A 16,632-nucleotide genomic window follows, 5' to 3' on the forward strand; every position below is an offset into this window, starting at 1 on the left:
GAGGAGAGGACCCGCCGTGTACGTCCCCGCCCACTTCGCCCCCACCGACGAGGACGTCCGGCAGCTCCTCGCCCGCCCCGGCGCCGCGGACCTGGTGACAGCTGGCCCGGAGGGACTCGACGCGACGCTGCTGCCGTTCGTCCACGACCCCGACCGCGGCGCGCTGCTCGGCCACCTCGCCCGGAACAACGACCACTGGACCCGCGCCGACGGCAGGCAGGGGCTCGTCATCGTCCGCGGGCCGGACTCCTACGTCAGCCCGTCCTGGTACGCGTCGAAGGCCGAGCACGGCCGGGTCGTGCCCACCTGGAACTACGTGACCGCCCACGTCCGCGGCACCGTGGTCGTCCACGACGACGTCGACTGGCTCGACGACGTCGTGCGGCGCCTGACCGATCTGCACGAGGCCGGCCGGCCCGCGCCCTGGAGCGTCGACGACGCCCCGGAGGCGTTCGTGCGGGGGCAGCTGCGCGCGATCGTGGGCGTCGAGCTGCGGATCGAGAGCATCGAGGCGAAGCTCAAGCTGAGCCAGAACCGGCCGGCCGCCGACGTCGACGGCGTGGTGGACGGGCTCGAGGCCGCCGGGGACCACGCGGGAGCCCGGGCCGTGGCGGCACACCGCCGGTGACGGACGACGGACAGGACACCGGGGCCCGCCCGCCGCGACGGGTTCGCGGTGTTCTTTCATCGCACGTTCTGACTAACATCGCTCCATGGCGATGAGTTGTTGCCCTGACGTCGGCCCGGCGGTGGCGCTGTTCCGGTCGCTGGCCGACCCGGCACGGCTGGCCATCGTGCTGCGACTCGGCCGGGGCGAGGCCCGCGTGGTCGACCTGACCCGCCACCTGGGTCTCGCCCAGTCGACGGTGTCGAAACACCTGGCCTGTCTGCGGGACTGCCGTCTGGTCGACTCCCGGGCCGAGGGACGCCAGTCCTACTACCGCCTCGTGCGCCCGGAGCTGCTCGACCTCCTGCGCAGCGCCGAGACGGTGCTGGCCGAGACCGGCGACGCGGTCGCGCTGTGCCCGACCTACGGCGCACCGGGACACACCGGGGAACAGGCGTCGTGACCCTGTCCCTCTCCGAGGACCGTCGCGCCGTCCTCGTCCGCCGCATCCGCCTGCTCGTCGCGATCACCATCGGCTACAACGTCGTCGAGGCCGTGGTCGCCATCGCCGCAGGTCGTGCCGCGTCCTCGATCGCCCTGATCGGGTTCGGACTGGACTCGGTCATCGAGGTCAGCTCGGCCGCCGCCGTGGCGTGGCAGTTCGCCGGCCGCGACCCGGCCCGCCGCGAGCACATCGCCCTGCGGGTCATCGCGTGCTCGTTCTTCGCCCTCGCCCTCTACGTGACCGTCGAGGCACTGCGGGGCCTGTCCGGGGCGGCGGAGGCGGACCGTTCGACGGTGGGCATCGTGCTGGTCGCGGCCAGTGTCGCGATCATGCCGTTCCTGTCATGGGCGCAGCGACGCGCGGGGCGTGAGCTCGGCTCGGCGAGCGCCGTGGCCGACTCCCGCCAGACGCTGCTCTGCACCTACCTGTCGGCCGCGGTGCTCGTCGGGCTCGTTCTCCACGCCACCCTCGGCTGGTGGTGGGCCGACCCCGTCGCCGCGCTGGTGCTGGCGGTCCTGGCCGTGCGCGAGGGCAGGAACGCGTGGCGGGGAGAGAGCTGCTGCGCTCCGCGGCCCGGCGCCGCCGCGACGTCCGACGCGTGCGCCGACGGCTGCTGCCGCTGACGGTCCGGAGTACCTCGCGGTCCGACGGGTGCGCCGCGAGGAGATCATCGGCCCGTGCCGACTCCGGCTTGCGCCTCCACCCGCTGGAAGCGTGACGATCGCGGCCATGACCTTCACCGTGCTGGACACCGGGCCCGCGATGCGACACGTCCTGCATGCGGCCGAACAGAACCGGGCCGAGCTGCTGCGGACGATGCTGGAACCGGCGAGCGGCATGTACCGCTTTTTCCCCGGCGAGCCGGACCTGGTCCACATGCACGAGCTGGCCTCGGGTTTCCCCCTCGACCGTGACCTCGAGCTGTCGACGGACGGTCTCCGGCGCCTGGAGGACGCCCACGCGTGGGAGCGGATCGGCAGAGCCCTGCACGGGGCGGCCGAGCACCTGGAGCGGGTCCACCCCGGCCTGCGGGTACCCGACGCCACGGTGCTCCTGGTCCTGGGCGATCCGACCGACGGGTTCTTCCAGGACACCGGCTTCGGGATGAACGCCAACGGCTCGGTGCCCGGGTACATCTCTCTCACCATCTGGCCGTCACCGGAGAACCTGGACCGGCTGGAGGCGACCGCGGTGCACGAACTGCACCACAACGTCCGGTACGCGCCCGGCAATGTCCTGTGGGACCCGGCCACCGTCACCGTCGGCGAGTACGTGGTCTCCGAAGGGTTGGCCGATGCCTTCGCCCGCGAGCTGTACGGCGAGGAACGCGGGCGTGCCCGGATCGGCGCCGGCGCGGTGGGCGACGACGAGGCGTTCGCCCGGGTCCTCACCGGGCTCGACGTGACCGGGATGCAGAACTTCACCGCCTGGGTGCTCGGGGACGCGCACGCCGCGAGGTTCGGCGGTGAGCCGGTCGGTCTCCCGACGGGTGCCGGGTACGCGGCCGGGAACCGACTCGTGGACGCATACCTCGCCGCGACCGGGCGGACCGCCTCGGAATGTCTCCTGGCGCCGGCGGACGAGGTGATCGCCACGTCGGTGTAGGCGTTCGACGTCCTCCGGGCGAGCGCTCTCCACGGAGCGGGACGGGCGACAGGTCGATCGACGGTCGTGACCGGCCGGGAAGGGCGTCGTACTGTTCGCTCGACGACTCCCCGAAGGCAGGCCATGGGCATCGCGTTCCTCCTGACCACCCTCGTCGTGGTCGCCACGCCCGGCACCGGGGCCGTGTACTCGATCGCCACCGGCCTCGCCCGTGGTGCGCGCGCCAGCATCGTCGCCGCGTTCGGCTGCACACTCGGCGTGGTCCCGCACATGGTCGCCGCGATCACCGGCCTGGCCGCCGTCCTCAACGCCTCCGCGGTCGCCTTCCAGACCATCAAGTGGGTGGGCGTGGTCTACCTGCTGTTCCTGGCCTGGCAGACGCTGCGCGACACATCCACGGCCCAGGTCGAGGACGATGCAGCCCCGGTCTCGTCGTGGCGGATCATCCGCACCGCTGTGCTGATCAACCTGCTCAACCCGAAGCTGACCATCTTCTTCTTCGCGTTCCTGCCCCAGTTCGTCCCCGCCGGGGAGGTCGACGGCACCTGGCACATGACCTGGCTGAGCCTGGTGTTCATGGCCGTGACCTTCGTGGTGTTCGCCGCCTACGGGATCTTCGCGACCGCGATGCGCAACCAGGTCATCACTCGCCCGAAGGTCATGGCGTGGCTGCGCCGCACGTTCGCCACGACCTACGTCCTGCTCGCCGGGCGGCTCGCTGTCGAGTCGCGCTGATCGGCCTCCGACCGATCGCCTCCGAGGTCGGTGCGGTGCCCCGAGACTCCGGGGCCGGGTAGCCGGACCCGGACAACGAACCTGCGAAGGCTACGCCGGCGGACTCACAGAGAGCTGCCATACCGGCTCTGACCTGCGGCGGGAATACGGACCACCCGCCCGCGTCCGCGCATCGTCCGTGGACCGCGCTTCCGGGGTTGTGCCCGCTCCTCCCCCGTCCCCTTCGTACTGGCCGCTCCCCTCGTCATGGTGACGGGGCAAGGGTGACGTAGCCATCGCGTAGCGACGCCGTAGGCGCCCTTGCGGCCGACGCCTCGGCGTGGACGATGGACGGCCGAGGGGGACTCTCCGACTCGGCTGTCCCGAATCCGAGCGACTGGCACGGCCACGCAGACAGGTGGTCGAAACTCCGACTGTTTAGGACGGCTGGTCGTCGACCTTGATGGCGAAGTTGACATCGCTCACCTGCACTGAGGTCGTGGTGACTGCCACGCCGTAGGAGTCGGCTCCGTCAACGAGTGTGCACCGGACCGCTGAACCGACCTTCGCAGGCAGATCGGGGCAGGTCACGGAATCCGGGGATCGACCAACGATTCTCGTCAGCTCCGCCGAAACCGATCGAGCCACGTCCGGGCCGGCGACGGCCCCTTCGCCGGGGTCGACGGTCGCCTGAGCCGGCGGTGCCTCGACGCCCGCCGGATCGGCTGTTGCGTCGGCCGTCGAGGGTGTGCTGGTGGCCGCCGGAGACGCCGAAGGCACAGCTGTGGTCGAGGGAGCGGTCGCCGCGCCAGAGGCGCCGCATCCGACAGTTGCGGTCGCGACAAGAGCAGCGAGTACGACGGCTACCGCGGTTCGAGGAGCGGCTGATCGCGCAGACATGATCGGAAGCTCGTCGGTACGACGGAGATCGTTAGCCCCGCGGCATGCATCGCGTCCATATCCTGATGATCTGGTGGCGCGACGGGCTGTGGGGCCGGGTAGCCGAGCCACGGCGCCGCGAACGGGCCGGAGGTGTAGCGGGCGAGCGACCCACAGGGCACCGGGACGACGTCGAGGCACGCACCCTGTATCTGAGCACGTCGGCTCCGGCCGCCGGTCGGTCGTGGAGCGAGTCCGGCACCCGCCGGGAGCCGCGCCGGCTCAAGCACCGCAGCGTCGACGAGGTGCGAGTGGTACCGAGCCCACCGGAGCTGACCGCGATCCTGCGCGGGCATCTGACCGAGCACGCCACCACATCGGACGGTCGTCCGTTCCGCGGAACACGTGGCGGTGCCCTGTTCGAGAGGCACTACGGGCGTCTGTGGGCCGCTGCCCGGCTGACCGCGCTCTCGCCGGAGGAGGCCACCTCGCCGCTCGCCCGCCGCCCCTACGACCTCCGGCACGCCGCGGTGTCGACATGGCTCAACGGGGGCGTCCCGGCCACCCAGGTCGCCCAGTGGGCCGGGCACAGCGTCGACGTCCTGCTGCGGGTCTACGCGACGTGCATCGCCGGTCAGAACGACGCCCTGCGCCGGAGGGTCGAGCAGGCTCTCCGCGACGGCCGTTCATGATGCGTCCGTGAACACCCGTGGAAGCCCGGTCACAGCCGGACGGACCCGGGCAACGAAAGAGACCCCCGGTTCCAGCGTTTCCGCTGGTCGGGGGTCTCTTTCACCTGCTGTGGCTGGTCCAGGATTCGAACCTGGGAAGGCTACGCCGACGGATTTACAGTCCGCTCCCTTTGGCCGCTCGGGCAACCAGCCGGGGTGCACGTCGCTCTCGCTGAGTGCGTGAACGAGGATACGACACGACCGACGGCCCCCGACGAGGGGGCCCCGACCGACCCCGAGGGAGTGACCGATGGCCGACCCGTCGTTCGACGTCGTGAGCAAGGTGGAGCGCCAGGAGGTGGACAACGCCCTGAACCAGGCCGCCAAGGAGCTGTCGCAGCGCTTCGACTTCCGCGGCACCAACACGACGGTCGCGTGGGCCGGCGAGGAGGCCGTGGCCTTCGAGTCCGACACCGAGGAGCGGCTGCTCGCCGGGATCGAGGTGTTCAAGGAGAAGCTGATCAAGCGCTCGATCAGCCTGAAGGCCCTCGAGGTGGACGAGCCCCAGCTGTCGGGCAAGGCCTACAAGGCCGGCGGCAAGATCCTGCAGGGCATCGCGCAGGACAAGGCCAAGGAGATCAGCAAGGCCATCCGCGACGAGAAGCTCAAGGGCGTCCAGGCCCAGATCCAGGGCGACCAGCTGCGCGTCTCGGGCAAGAAGAAGGACGACCTGCAGGCCGTCATCGCGCTGCTCAAGTCCAAGGACTTCGGCATCGCGTTGCAGTTCACGAACTACCGGTAGCCGGGCCGGCCCCGGCACTGCCGGACACCTCCCGCCCGCCCCGCCACACGCCCACGATCGACGGACTGTCGCCGATCGTGGTGGTCGGGTCGCGGGCGGGCGGACGGGCCGGAGCGGGCCTGGTGCGGGATCCTCGGCGCCCGTTGTGTCAGCTGTCACCGGGGCCGTTCACAGCCCCGAGGCGAGGCCCAGGATCACCGTCCCGTGCGTGAGGGTCGCGGCCAGCACTCCGTGCCCGTGGCGCACCCACGCGCACACCAGTCCCTCCGCGGCGGTGAACACCAGGATCGGCCATCCGAGGTCGGTCACGGTCGTGGCGAGTACGACGTGCCCCACCGCGAAGAGCAGCCCCGACGCGACGACGGCGCGCACCGCGCCGAACGCCAGTGGCCCCGCGAGGTGTCCCTGCAGGAGCCCGCGGAAGAGGACCTCCTCCAGGAGGTTGCCCCCGAACGCGAGCACGGCCAGCGCCGGCAGCAGCCCGACCGCCACCGCGCCTCCGCGCTGCTCGACGGGGACCGTCCACAGCACGGCGGTCAGCGGCACCAGCAGAACCACGGCGCCACCGAGCGCGGCGAGCAGCGACCGCGGCCCGAGCCGGCCCCACACGACCAGCCCGCGCAGGTCGCGGGGGCCGTAGGCGACGGCGAGCGACGCCGCGACCCCCACCGTCCCCATGCCGAGCAGCACCACCGGGTCCGGGGACAGCCGCAGCCACAGGAGGCCGTGGGGCGCCGGGCCGATCGACCACAGGCCGAGCGGTGTCATCGCGTCCCGCACCAGCACGAACCCGGTCACGAGCAGGACGATCCGCAGCAGCGGGGACGACCGTCCGATCAGGACGAAGGTCGCCCCGACCACGATCAGGCCGGGCAGCAGCCGCAGCGGGTAGTCCACGAGGAAGGTGCTGGTCACCGCTCCAGCGTTCGTGCTGCGATGGGCCGCGACAACTCGCGTTCGCGGGCGGCACACAGGGGGCGGGACGTGCGGAGAACACCAGGTCAGGAGCGGTCGCGGGCGACCGTGGAGTTCGTCCTGACCGCCGCTGCTCAGGTTTTCGCGCGGGAGGGGCTCGCCGCGACGACCAACCGCATCGCGGCGCGGGCCGGCGTCGCCGTCGGGTCGCTGTACCAGTACTTCCCGGACAAGCAGGCCCTGCTCGACGAGCTGGTCGCCCGGCACGTCCGGGAGGCCCGGTCCACTCTGGACGCGGTCTGCGCCGAGCTGCGGGCGGACCTGCCGGAGCCGCGCACCGCGCTGCTGCGGATCGCCGACACCGCGGTGGCCCTGCACTCCGACCACCCGCGTCTGCACGCACTGTTCGCCGCGTTCGCGACCCGCACCCCGCACGGCGTCGCGGCCGTCGAGGCGCTGCGGGAGGACTGCGTCCGGGAGGTCGCGTTCCACCTGTCGAGGCGGCCCGGCACGGCGGACCCGGACGGGCTCGCGCGCACCCTGGTGCACGCCGTCGACGGTCTGCTGCACCACGCCCCGGCCGCGGCCGGGGTGCAGCGGGAACGGGTGCGGGAGCTCGCGCGGCTCGTCGGCCCCTAGACCGCGGGCCGCAGGTGCGCCCACGGCCGCGCCCGCTCCAGCTGCGCCGCCAGGGCGAGCAGCAGCGGCTCGGACCCCGGCCGCCCGACGAACTGCACGCCCAGCGGCAGCCCGGACGCCGTCCGGTACAGCGGCACCGACGACGCGGGCCGCCCGGTCAGGTTCGCCAGCTGGGTGTAGGGCACCGGGGCGAAGTTGTCGTCGACCAGGCTCTCGACCAGGCCGAGCCGTCCGAACAGGCCGGACGCGCCGGCCCGCAGCAGCGCCTGCGCGCCGATCCGGGCCGGGGCGGGCAGCGCCAGCTCCCCGATCGGCCACGGCGGCCGGGCCAGGGTCGGGGTGAGGAGCAGGTCGTAGCGCTCGTGGAACGCGGCCAGCGCTCGGGTGTGGTCCTGGCGGCGGGCGAGCGCGGCGAGGTAGTCCGGCGCGGGGGTGGCGCGGCCGATCGCGGCCATGACCCGGGTCTCGATCTCGAAGGCGTCGTCGCCGCAGCCGGTCAGTGCCCGCGCCGAGGCCACCTGGGCCGAGATCGTGGAGAACCAGGTGGTGAGGAAGTCGGTGGCCAGCGCCCGGCCGTCGAGGGCGGGGGCGGACTCCTCCACGACGTGCCCGAGCGAGGTCAGCAGCTCGGCGGCGTCGGTGGCCGCGGCGACCGCCTCGGGGTCGACGTCGGTGCCCAGCGGCGACGCGGTGGCCAGCCCGATCCGCAGCGGCGCCGGGTCGTCCCGGACGGCGTCGGCGTAGGGGCGCTCCGGCGGACGCACGACGTAGGGGCCCTCCGGTTCCGGCCCGGCCGTCACGTCGAGCAGGGCCGCCGAGTCCCGCACGGTCCGCGAAAGCACGCCCTGCACCGCCGCGCCGTGGAAGCCCTCGGCGACGTCCGGACCGGACGGCGTCACGCCACGGCCGGGCTTGAGTCCGAACAGCCCGCAGGCGGCGGCCGGGATGCGGATGGAGCCGCCGCCGTCGCTCGCACCGGCCGCGGGGACGATCCCGGCGGCGACGGCCGCGGCGGACCCGCCGGAGCTGCCGCCGGGGGTGCGGCCGGGGTCCCACGGGTTGCGGGTCGGGCCGCCGAGCGCGGGCTCGGTGACGGCGCGGGCACCGAACTCGGGGGTGGCGGTCCGTCCGAACACGACGAGACCGGCCTCGATCCAGCGCCGGACCACCGTCGACGTCTCGGGGCGCGGGTGGTCGGCGAGCGGACGGGAGCCGGACGCCGTCGGGACCCCGGCGATGTGCTGGGCGAGGTCCTTCACCAGGAACGGGACGCCCGCGAACGGCCCGGTCAGCGGGCCGCGTGCGCGGGAGCGGGCGGCGTCGTCGAGCCGCAGCCGGATGGCGTTGAGGCCCGGCTCGACGGCGTCGGCGCGGGCGACGGCGGCCTCCAGCAGGTCGGCCGCGCTCACCTCACCCGCGGCGACGAGTGCGGCCAGCCCGACGGCGTCGTGGCTGCGGTAGTCGTCCCAGGAGATCCCCACGGCGGGGATACAAGCAGATCGGTCAGGGAGTGGACACCGGGGCGGGCGCGGGCGCCGGCGACGCGTCGGACGTACCGGTGACCCCGGCGACGACACCGAGGGCCAGGACGACCGCGGCCGCCGCGCCCAGGACGGCGGGCAGCACCGGTCGGGTGCGGGCCGGGAAGTCGGGCAGCCGGAAGCCACCGGAGGTCCGGGTGCCGCCGCCCTCGGGCAGCGGCGCCGCGCGGAACGGCTCGGGGAGCCGCTGGACGGCCGGGGCCTGCGCTGCGGGGCCCGACGGGAACCTCGCGGGCGGGCGCTGCATCGCCGGGGGCCGGCCCGCCACGGGGTGCCGGGGCGCCGTCGGCCGGGACGGGTGTCGCGGGGCCGCCGCGGCGTACTGCCCGGGGACGTAGGCGCCCGGGGCCTGCCGGGGCGGGACGCCGACCGGCCGCTGCCGGCCGGGACCGGCCGCGTCGCGGGGACGCGGGACGACGGGCAGTGCGGTGGTGGGTGCGTCGTCGGAGGACCCGCCGCCGGGCGCCGTGTCCGGCGCGGCCGCACGGGGGGCACGGGGCTCCGGCGTCTCCGGCTCCGCGTCCGGGGTGGGCGCGGCCGCGGTGTCCGTGTCGGTGTCCGGGGCGGAGGAGGCCGAGACGTCGGCGGCGACCGGCGCGTCGGCGTCCGAGGACGACCGGGCCGACGGCAGCGCGACCTGCTCCCCCGGGCCGGTCCCGGTGACCACGTCGTCCCCCGGGCGAGCCGGTGACGGCACCTCGACCGGGCCGCCCTGGAGCGGCACCGACGGCGTCCCACCGGTGTCGGTGAGCGCGTGGCGGGGCTTCTGGGACGGGGTCTCGCTCATGGGTCCTCTTCCGCAGGGGGAGCTCTGCTCTGAGAGTTCCATCGCTCGCGGTACCCCGAACCGTTACGGAACAGCGACCTGGGGACACGCAACCACCCCGAACGGTCCCGTCAGCGGCGGGCCATCTGCTGGAGCCGCGCGATCCGGTCCTCGATCGGCGGGTGCGTGGAGAACCACTTCGCCATCTTCTCGCCGGGCCGGAACGGGTTGGCGATCATCAGGTGCGACTGCGCGGTGAGACGCGGGTCCGGGGGCAGCGGGGCGGCCGCGGTGCCGTACTTGAGCTTGTGCAGCGCCGAGGCCAGGCCCAGCGGGTCCCCGGTGAGCTCGGCGCCCGACGCGTCGGCCTGGTACTCACGGGACCGGCTGACGGCCATCTGCACGACGCCGGCCGCGATCGGCCCCAGCATCGCGACCAGGATGATCGCGATCGGGTTCGGGCGGTCCTCGTCGCCGCCGCCGAAGATCGAGGCGAACATCGCGAAGTTCGCGAGGAACGACACCGCCGAGGCGAGCGCACCGGCGATCGAGGAGATCAGGATGTCGCGGTTGTAGACGTGGCTGAGCTCGTGGCCGATGACGGCGCGCAGCTCGCGCTCGTCGAGCAGGTGCAGCAGACCGGTGGTCACGCAGACCGCGGCGTGCCGCGGGTTGCGGCCCGTGGCGAACGCGTTCGGCGCGTCGGTCGGGCTGATGTGCAGCGACGGCATGGGCTGGCGGGCCCGCTGGCTCAGCTCGCGGACGATCCGGAACAGCTGCGGGTACTCGGCCTCGGTGATCGGCTGGGCGTGCATCGACCGCAGCGCCGTCTTAGCCGAGTTGAAGTAGGCCCACCCGTTCACCGCGAACGCGATGACGAGCGCGATGACCAGTCCGCCGCGCCCGCCCAGGACCCCGCCGATCGCGAGGATCAGGGCGCTCATCGCGCCGAGGAGGACGGCCGTCTTCAGACCGTTCATGTGGCTGTGCACGCCGGGGTCACCTTTCCGTGCGGTCCTGCGGGGGTCACCCGGGTCAACGGACGAACCGGGCGGTGCGTTCCCGGGTGTGACCCGCCCCGACCGCGGCTCAGCGCGCGTGTCGCTCCCGGAAGCGGGTGCCCTCGGGGGCGTACCGGCGGAAGTGGTCGAGCGTGACGCCGAGGAAGAGTGCCGTCGCCGACACCGCGACGGTGCCGTCCGGGGCGTCGAGCCTGCCCATACCGCGGACCCGCAGCTTGCGCCCGTCGACCGACTCGATCACCGCGTCGAGGTGCAGCGTCGTGCCGAGCGGCACCGGGGCCCGGTAGCGGGTGGTCAGCTCCGCGGTCACGTAGTAGCCGTCGAGATGGTGCTGGAGCGCGCCGAACAGCTCGTCCATCGCCGTGGCCAGCACGCCGCCGTGCACCAGGCCGGGCGCGCCCTCGTGCGCGTCGGCGACGACGACCGCCCCCGTCACCCGGGCCCGCCCGTCGGAGTCGGGGCCCGGATCGGTGAAGCGCATCCGCAGCCCGCCGGGACCGTCACCGCAGGCGAAGCAGCCGGCGTGGTGGCGGGGCAGCTCGGCCCGCCCGGTCACCTGTGCACCCGTCACGTGCGGGAGGCTAACCCGGCGTGGAAGAGTCGGGCCCATGAGCGACGGCGATGTCACGACAGAGGTCCGCACCGAGGTCACCGACGGTGTCGCGGTGCTCACCGTGTCCAACCCGGCACGACGCAACGCGCTGAACCTGGACCTCTCGCAGAAGCTCGTCGCCGCCGTCGAGGCCGCGAACGCCGACGACTCGGTCGGCGCGATCGTCGTCACCGGGCAGGCACCCGCCTTCTGCGCGGGCGGTGACCTCGCGGAGCTGCAGGAGGCCGACCCGGCGACGCTCAAGCGCGTCTACTCCGGATTCCTCGCCATCGCCTCGTCCCCGCTGCCGACCCTGGCCGCGGTCAACGGCGCCGCCGTCGGCGCCGGGATCAACCTGGCCCTGGCCTGCGACGTCCGGCTGGCCGGCCCGACCGCGAGGTTCGACGTCCGCTTCATGCAGCTGGGCCTGCACCCCGGCGGCGGCTACACGTGGATGGCCCAGCGCGCCCTCGGCGCCCAGGGCACCGCGGCGATGACCCTGTTCGGCGACGTCCTCGACGCCCGCGAGGCCGAGCGCGTCGGCCTGGCCTGGCGCGCCTACGACAGCGACGAGGACCTGATGGCCGGCGCCCGCGAGCTCGCGGGCCGGGCGGCCGCCGCACCGCGGGACCTGATCGTCAACACCAAGGCGACGATGCGGATCACCTCCCGGCTCGCCGCGCACGCCGACGCCACCGACGTCGAGGTCCGCGCGCAGGCCGAGACGGTGCACTCCGAGGCGTTCGCGGAGCGCGTCGCGGCGCTGCAGAAGAAGATCAGCAAGAAGTGACTGTTGTCACGAACGTAATCCGGGTTATGTGACGTGATCCCGGGTCTCCGGACAGGGGGCCGAACCGGGAGTTAACCTCGATGTATCGAGGGACAATTCGACGCCGAACTGGGGACCATCAGCCCATGACGACCAGCGACACTCCCGTCGAGGCACGCGACTCCGAGGTCGTGCAGCGCGACCGGGTGGTCATCCGGTTCGCCGGCGACTCCGGTGACGGTATGCAGCTGACGGGTGACCGTTTCACCTCCGAGACCGCGAACTTCGGCAACGACCTGTCGACGTTGCCGAACTTCCCCGCTGAGATCCGGGCTCCTGCCGGGACGTTGCCGGGGGTGTCGTCGTTCCAGCTGCATTTCGCGAACTACGACATCCTGACCCCCGGTGACCGTCCGGACGTGCTGGTCGCGATGAACCCGGCCGCGCTCAAGGCGAACATCGCCGACCTGCCCCAGGGCGGGGTGTTGATCGTGAACACCGACGAGTTCACCAAGCGGAACCTGACCAAGGTCGGCTACGCGGCGAACCCCCTGGAGGACGGCTCCCTGGAGCCCTATGCGGTGCACGGGGTCGCGATGGCGACCCTGACCCGCGGTGCCCTGGAGGAGACGGGGCTGTCGAAGAAGGACGCCGAGCGGGCGAAGAACATGTTCGCCCTGGGTCTGCTGTCCTGGATGTATCACCGCCCCTCGGAGTCGACCGAGCGGTTCCTGCGGGAGAAGTTCGCGAAGAAGCCCGACATCGCCGAGGCCAACATCCTGGCCTTCCGCGCCGGACACGCCTACGGCGAGACCACCGAGGCGTTCGCGGTCACCTACGAGGTCGCCCCCGCCCGCCTCGCCCCGGGGACCTACCGGCAGATCACCGGGAACGTCGCCCTGGCCTACGGATTGATCGCCGCGGGGCGGACGACGAGCCTGCCCGTGTTCCTGGGCACCTACCCGATCACGCCGGCCTCGGACATCCTCCACGAGTTGTCCAAGCACAAGGCCTTCGGCGTGACCACCTTCCAGGCCGAGGACGAGATCTCCGGAGTCGGCGCCGCCCTCGGCGCAGCGTTCGGCGGCGCACTCGGTGTCACCACCACAAGCGGTCCGGGGATCGCGCTCAAGGCTGAGACCGTCGGCCTGGCCGTGGCCCTGGAGCTGCCGCTGCTGGTCATCGACGTCCAGCGCGGTGGGCCCTCGACGGGGTTGCCGACCAAGACCGAGCAGGCCGACCTGCTCCAGGCCCTGCACGGGCGCAACGGGGAGGCGCCGCTGCCGGTGATCGCCCCCTGCACCCCGGGGGACTGTTTCCTCGCCGCGGTCGAGGCCGCCGCGATCGCGGTGAAGTACCGGACCCCGGTCATGCTGCTCTCGGACGGGGCGCTGGCCAACGGTTCCGAGCCGTGGAAGATCCCCGACGTCGAGACCCTGCCGACGGTGGATCCGGGGTTCGCGACCGAACCCAACGCCCCCGACGGGTCGGGCGAGTTCTGGCCCTACCTGCGTGACCCCGAGACCCTGGCGCGGCCGTGGGCGATCCCGGGCACCGCCGGGTTGGAGCACCGGGTCGGTGGGCTGGAGAAGGCCGACGGACGCGGCTCGATCTCCTACGACCCCGACAACCACGACCGCATGGTCCGCCTGCGCCAGGCCAAGATCGACGGCATCACCGTCCCCGACCTGGTCGTCGACGACCCCGACGGCGACGCGGACTTCCTCGTCATCGGCTGGGGCTCGACCTACGGCCCGATCAACGCCGCGGCGCGGCGCGTGCGCAAGCTGGGCCACTCGGTCGCCACGGTGCACCTGCGCAACCTCAACCCGATGCCGGCCAACCTCGGCGAGATCCTGGGCGGCTACCGCACGGTGCTCTGCCCCGAGATGAACCTCGGCCAGCTCGCCATGCTGCTGCGCGCCGAGCACCTGGTCGACGTCAAGAGCTACACCAAGGTCGCCGGGCTCCCGTTCGGCGCCGAGGAGCTCCAGGACGTGTTCCTGGACTACCTCACCGGCAAGCACCCGGAGTCGGCGTCCGACATCGCCAACGAGACCACTGGAGCGCAGGCATGACCGCCACCGACCTGGGCCTGCCGTCCATCGGCGGCCTCGACGGCGTCCCGACGACGGACGCGAAGCAGACCGCGAAGGACTACACCTCCGACCAGGAGGTCCGCTGGTGCCCCGGCTGCGGCGACTACGCCGTCCTCGCCGCCGTCCGCCAGTTCCTCCCCACCCTGGGCATCCGCCGCGAGAACACCGTCTTCGTCTCCGGCATCGGCTGCTCGAGCCGCTTCCCGTACTACCTCAACACCTACGGGATGCACTCCATCCACGGCCGCGCCCCCACCATCGCCACCGGCCTCGCCACCAGCCGCGAGGACCTGTCGGTCTGGGTCGTCACCGGTGACGGCGACGCCCTCTCGATCGGTGGCAACCACCTGATCCACGCGCTGCGCCGCAACGTCAACATCAAGATCCTGCTGTTCAACAACCGCATCTACGGGCTGACCAAGGGCCAGTACTCCCCCACCTCCGAGGTCGGGAAGGTCACCAAGTCCACCCCCATGGGATCACTGGACCACCCGTTCAACCCGATCTCCCTGGCCCTGGGCGCCGAGGCGAGCTTCGTCGGGCGGGCGCTGGACTCCGACCGCAAGAGCCTCACCGCCGTGCTCCAGGCTGCCGCCGAGCACCGCGGCTCGGCCCTGGTCGAGATCTTCCAGGACTGCCCCATCTTCAACGACGGCAGCTTCGACGTCCTGCGTAAGGGCGACACCGAGAACCGGCTGATCCCCGTCGTCCACGGCGAGCCGATCACCTTCGGCACCCCGGGCGAGGACGGCCGCGGCTCCCACGCCGTCGTCCAGGACGGGTTCAAGCTCACGGTCGTCGAGACCGCCTCGGTCGACCCGGGACAGATCGTGGTCCACGACCAGGCCGACCACGAGCTCGCCTTCGCCCTGTCCCGGCTCTCGGACCAGGACCTCACCCACACCGTCACCGGCGTCTTCCGCAACACCGACCGCCCCACCTACGACGACGCCGCCCGCGCCCAGGTCCAAGCGGCCAAGGACGCCAAGCCCGACGCGGACCTGCAGGCCCTGCTCAACGGCCGCGACACCTGGACCATCGTCTAGATCCGGCCCGCGACGGACGACGGCCCCGGTACTCCTCGGAGTACCGGGGCCGTCGTGTGTGTCCGGAGGTGGCGGCCTCAGCGGGCTCCGGGGCGTTCGTGCCACGCGATGAACCCGGCCGCCCGTGCGGCGCCCTCCGCGGTGAAGTACAGGTCCGCGCGGGTGCGGACGTAGTACGGCGACTCGGGCGGGTGGAACCGCCGCGACCCGCTGTGCACCTTCACCCGGTGCGTCTCCGGCGGGTCGCCGCCGTCGGTGGGTGCGAGCACCGAGTCCGGGTACGGGCCGGGACGCACGCCCGGGGGCAGCGGCGCGGACGCCGCGGACGGGCCGATGATCCGGGAGTCGAGCGCCGCCAGCGCCGAGCCACCGGCGCCCTGTCGCGGCCGCGACGGGATCGGCAGCGGTGCGGGCGGGCCGTCGTCGGCCGGCGCGGGGCCCGGCTCGGGCAGCGGGGCCGGTTCGACATCGTCGCGCAGGGCGTGGCGACCGGCCGGCTCGCCGTCCTCGGCCGGTCCGTCCTGCGGCGCGGGGTCGCTCTCGGGGCGCGGGAGGGGGACCGCGGGGGCCGTGGCGCCGTCCGCGGTCGCGGCGGCGCCGCCCGGCCCGCCCGGAGCCGGGACGGGGTCGGCCGCGCCCTCATCAGCCGGAGCGTCGTGGGCCGCGCCGACCTGGGCCACGCCGTCGTGGGCCGCGCTGTCGTGGGCCGCACCGTCCGGGGCTGCGCCGTCCGAGGCTGTGCCGTCCGAGGCTGTGCCGTCCGGAGCTGTGCCGTCGTGGACCGCACCGTCCGAGGCTGTGCCGTCGTGGACCGCACCGTCCGAGGCTGTGCCGTCGTGGACCGCACCGTCCGGGGCCGCGCCGTCGTGAGCCGCACCGTCCTGGGACAGGGCAACGGCACCGCCGGTCGTGGGCCTGTCGGCGCCGCCCGGACCGGTCCCGCCCGCGGTGACGCCGTCCCCGTCGGCTCCGTCTCCGTCGGCACCGCGACCCGACACCTCCGGACCGGACCCGTCCGGGGCCGTCGCCGTGGCTCCGGGCGCGACGTCCGCCGGCCGGGTCCCGGGCGCCGGGTCGGCCCCCGTCCCGCCGGCCGGCCCGTGCCCGCCCGGTGCATCGCCGGTCCCGGTGGGCCCGCCCGCGGTCGCCCCGGGGCCGGACCACTCCCCCGCACCGTCCGCCGGGGAGGGCGGCGCTGCGACGTCCGGCGACGGCGTGTGCGCCCCGGCCGCCGCGGCGGAGGGGTCGACCACCCCGGCGGTGTCGAACAGCCCCACGGTCCCGGGGTCGCGCCCCGGGCCCGGCCCGTCGGGCACCTCAGCCGTGTCGGGCGTCCCCGTGGCCTCCGGACCGCCCTCGACGGTCCCCCCGCGGCGACGGGACACCAGTACCCCCGCCGCCACCAGAACCACGAGCACCGCCAGCAGTACCCACATCCAGCCCATGCCGGACCTCCGTCC

General features: G+C 73.5%; 18 protein-coding genes and 1 tRNA gene. 11 read left to right on the forward strand and 8 right to left on the reverse strand.

Annotation, left to right across the window (positions count from 1 at the left end; genetic code table 11):
• Positions 1 to 16 precede the first annotated feature (16 nt).
• The 5 genes from KPL60_RS27840 to KPL60_RS27860 all read left to right on the forward strand — a co-directional run bounded on the left by KPL60_RS27840 (position 17) and on the right by KPL60_RS27860 (position 3,452).
• A complete protein-coding gene (locus tag KPL60_RS27840; RefSeq protein WP_226353875.1) occupies positions 17 to 628 on the forward strand; it encodes an FMN-binding negative transcriptional regulator in 612 nt (203 codons plus the stop codon).
• Positions 629 to 713: 85 nt separating this feature from the next.
• A complete protein-coding gene (locus KPL60_RS27845) occupies positions 714 to 1,070 on the forward strand; it encodes a metalloregulator ArsR/SmtB family transcription factor (RefSeq protein ID WP_226367662.1) in 357 nt (118 codons plus the stop codon).
• Entirely contained in the window at positions 1,067 to 1,735 is a 669-nt protein-coding gene (locus KPL60_RS27850) for a cation transporter (RefSeq protein ID WP_226353877.1), read from the forward strand. Before KPL60_RS27845 ends, KPL60_RS27850 begins: the two co-directional genes overlap by 4 nt.
• A 106-nt stretch (positions 1,736 to 1,841) precedes the next feature.
• On the forward strand, positions 1,842 to 2,717 hold the full coding sequence (locus KPL60_RS27855; RefSeq protein WP_226367663.1) for a DUF2268 domain-containing protein: 876 nt from the start codon (positions 1,842 to 1,844) through the stop codon (positions 2,715 to 2,717).
• Positions 2,718 to 2,840: 123 nt separating this feature from the next.
• The gene (locus KPL60_RS27860; protein ID WP_226367664.1) at positions 2,841 to 3,452 is read left to right on the forward strand and encodes a LysE family translocator; all 612 of its coding nucleotides are present in this window, start codon (positions 2,841 to 2,843) and stop codon (positions 3,450 to 3,452) included.
• Positions 3,453 to 3,869: 417 nt separating this feature from the next.
• Here KPL60_RS27860 and KPL60_RS35250 read toward each other — a convergent pair whose 3' ends face one another.
• Positions 3,870 to 4,331: a DUF4333 domain-containing protein gene (locus tag KPL60_RS35250; protein WP_226367665.1), complete on the reverse strand. Its 462-nt coding sequence runs from the start codon at positions 4,329 to 4,331 to the stop codon at positions 3,870 to 3,872.
• A gap of 44 nt (positions 4,332 to 4,375) precedes the next feature.
• Between KPL60_RS35250 and KPL60_RS27870 the strand changes: the two genes are divergently transcribed.
• Positions 4,376 to 5,002 (forward strand): hypothetical protein, encoded by a 627-nt coding sequence (locus tag KPL60_RS27870; RefSeq protein ID WP_226367666.1) that lies wholly within the window; start codon positions 4,376 to 4,378, stop codon positions 5,000 to 5,002.
• 110 nt (positions 5,003 to 5,112) lie between these two features.
• On the opposite strand, the gene KPL60_RS27875 is transcribed toward KPL60_RS27870, so the two are convergent.
• Positions 5,113 to 5,194 (reverse strand) — tRNA-Tyr (locus tag KPL60_RS27875).
• Positions 5,195 to 5,291: 97 nt separating this feature from the next.
• On the opposite strand from KPL60_RS27875, the gene KPL60_RS27880 reads away from it, so the two are divergent.
• Positions 5,292 to 5,783, forward strand: coding sequence for a YajQ family cyclic di-GMP-binding protein (locus KPL60_RS27880; protein ID WP_226353882.1), 492 nt, complete (start codon positions 5,292 to 5,294; stop codon positions 5,781 to 5,783).
• A gap of 168 nt (positions 5,784 to 5,951) precedes the next feature.
• Here KPL60_RS27880 and KPL60_RS27885 read toward each other — a convergent pair whose 3' ends face one another.
• Positions 5,952 to 6,698 (reverse strand): CPBP family intramembrane glutamic endopeptidase, encoded by a 747-nt coding sequence (locus KPL60_RS27885; protein WP_226367667.1) that lies wholly within the window; start codon positions 6,696 to 6,698, stop codon positions 5,952 to 5,954.
• Between the two features lie 69 nt (positions 6,699 to 6,767).
• Between KPL60_RS27885 and KPL60_RS27890 the strand changes: the two genes are divergently transcribed.
• A complete protein-coding gene (locus KPL60_RS27890) occupies positions 6,768 to 7,337 on the forward strand; it encodes a TetR/AcrR family transcriptional regulator (protein WP_226367668.1) in 570 nt (189 codons plus the stop codon).
• On the opposite strand, the gene KPL60_RS27895 is transcribed toward KPL60_RS27890, so the two are convergent.
• The 4 genes from KPL60_RS27895 to KPL60_RS27910 form a co-directional block, all read right to left on the reverse strand.
• Positions 7,334 to 8,812, reverse strand: coding sequence for an amidase (locus tag KPL60_RS27895; RefSeq protein WP_226368251.1), 1,479 nt, complete (start codon positions 8,810 to 8,812; stop codon positions 7,334 to 7,336). The genes KPL60_RS27890 and KPL60_RS27895 overlap by 4 nt on opposite strands.
• A 28-nt stretch (positions 8,813 to 8,840) precedes the next feature.
• Entirely contained in the window at positions 8,841 to 9,665 is an 825-nt protein-coding gene (locus KPL60_RS27900) for a hypothetical protein (protein WP_226353885.1), read from the reverse strand.
• Between the two features lie 110 nt (positions 9,666 to 9,775).
• On the reverse strand, positions 9,776 to 10,636 hold the full coding sequence (gene htpX, locus KPL60_RS27905) for a zinc metalloprotease HtpX (protein WP_226353886.1): 861 nt from the start codon (positions 10,634 to 10,636) through the stop codon (positions 9,776 to 9,778).
• 97 nt (positions 10,637 to 10,733) lie between these two features.
• Entirely contained in the window at positions 10,734 to 11,237 is a 504-nt protein-coding gene (locus KPL60_RS27910) for a PaaI family thioesterase (protein WP_226367669.1), read from the reverse strand.
• Between the two features lie 37 nt (positions 11,238 to 11,274).
• Between KPL60_RS27910 and KPL60_RS27915 the strand changes: the two genes are divergently transcribed.
• From KPL60_RS27915 to KPL60_RS27925, 3 genes are all read left to right on the forward strand, one after another.
• Entirely contained in the window at positions 11,275 to 12,048 is a 774-nt protein-coding gene (locus KPL60_RS27915) for an enoyl-CoA hydratase (protein WP_226367670.1), read from the forward strand.
• Positions 12,049 to 12,173: 125 nt separating this feature from the next.
• On the forward strand, positions 12,174 to 14,105 hold the full coding sequence (locus KPL60_RS27920; RefSeq protein WP_226367671.1) for a 2-oxoacid:acceptor oxidoreductase subunit alpha: 1,932 nt from the start codon (positions 12,174 to 12,176) through the stop codon (positions 14,103 to 14,105).
• Entirely contained in the window at positions 14,102 to 15,172 is a 1,071-nt protein-coding gene (locus KPL60_RS27925; RefSeq protein ID WP_226367672.1) for a 2-oxoacid:ferredoxin oxidoreductase subunit beta, read from the forward strand. Before KPL60_RS27920 ends, KPL60_RS27925 begins: the two co-directional genes overlap by 4 nt.
• Positions 15,173 to 15,249: 77 nt before the next feature.
• On the opposite strand, the gene KPL60_RS27930 is transcribed toward KPL60_RS27925, so the two are convergent.
• The gene (locus tag KPL60_RS27930) at positions 15,250 to 16,617 is read right to left on the reverse strand and encodes a hypothetical protein (RefSeq protein ID WP_226367673.1); all 1,368 of its coding nucleotides are present in this window, start codon (positions 16,615 to 16,617) and stop codon (positions 15,250 to 15,252) included.
• Positions 16,618 to 16,632 lie beyond the last annotated feature (15 nt).

The sequence above is a fragment of the Pseudonocardia sp. ICBG162 genome, assembly GCF_020496225.1.
GTDB lineage: Bacteria > Actinomycetota > Actinomycetes > Mycobacteriales > Pseudonocardiaceae > Pseudonocardia > Pseudonocardia alni.

What these genes read in the sequence shown, in the direction of transcription:
- KPL60_RS27880 (WP_226353882.1), top strand. Translation starts at nt 5,292, where the DNA reads ATGGCCGACCCGTCGTTCGACGTCGTGAGCAAGGTGGAGCGCCAGGAG.
- KPL60_RS27855 (WP_226367663.1), top strand. Translation starts at nt 1,842, where the DNA reads ATGACCTTCACCGTGCTGGACACCGGGCCCGCGATGCGACACGTCCTG.
- KPL60_RS27925 (WP_226367672.1), top strand. Translation starts at nt 14,102, where the DNA reads ATGACCGCCACCGACCTGGGCCTGCCGTCCATCGGCGGCCTCGACGGC.
- KPL60_RS27860 (WP_226367664.1), top strand. Translation starts at nt 2,841, where the DNA reads ATGGGCATCGCGTTCCTCCTGACCACCCTCGTCGTGGTCGCCACGCCC.
- KPL60_RS35250 (WP_226367665.1), bottom strand. Translation starts at nt 4,331, where the DNA reads ATGTCTGCGCGATCAGCCGCTCCTCGAACCGCGGTAGCCGTCGTACTC.
- KPL60_RS27900 (WP_226353885.1), bottom strand. Translation starts at nt 9,665, where the DNA reads ATGAGCGAGACCCCGTCCCAGAAGCCCCGCCACGCGCTCACCGACACC.
- KPL60_RS27930 (WP_226367673.1), bottom strand. Translation starts at nt 16,617, where the DNA reads ATGGGCTGGATGTGGGTACTGCTGGCGGTGCTCGTGGTTCTGGTGGCG.
- KPL60_RS27845 (WP_226367662.1), top strand. Translation starts at nt 714, where the DNA reads ATGGCGATGAGTTGTTGCCCTGACGTCGGCCCGGCGGTGGCGCTGTTC.
- KPL60_RS27915 (WP_226367670.1), top strand. Translation starts at nt 11,275, where the DNA reads ATGAGCGACGGCGATGTCACGACAGAGGTCCGCACCGAGGTCACCGAC.
- KPL60_RS27870 (WP_226367666.1), top strand. Translation starts at nt 4,376, where the DNA reads ATGCATCGCGTCCATATCCTGATGATCTGGTGGCGCGACGGGCTGTGG.
- KPL60_RS27920 (WP_226367671.1), top strand. Translation starts at nt 12,174, where the DNA reads ATGACGACCAGCGACACTCCCGTCGAGGCACGCGACTCCGAGGTCGTG.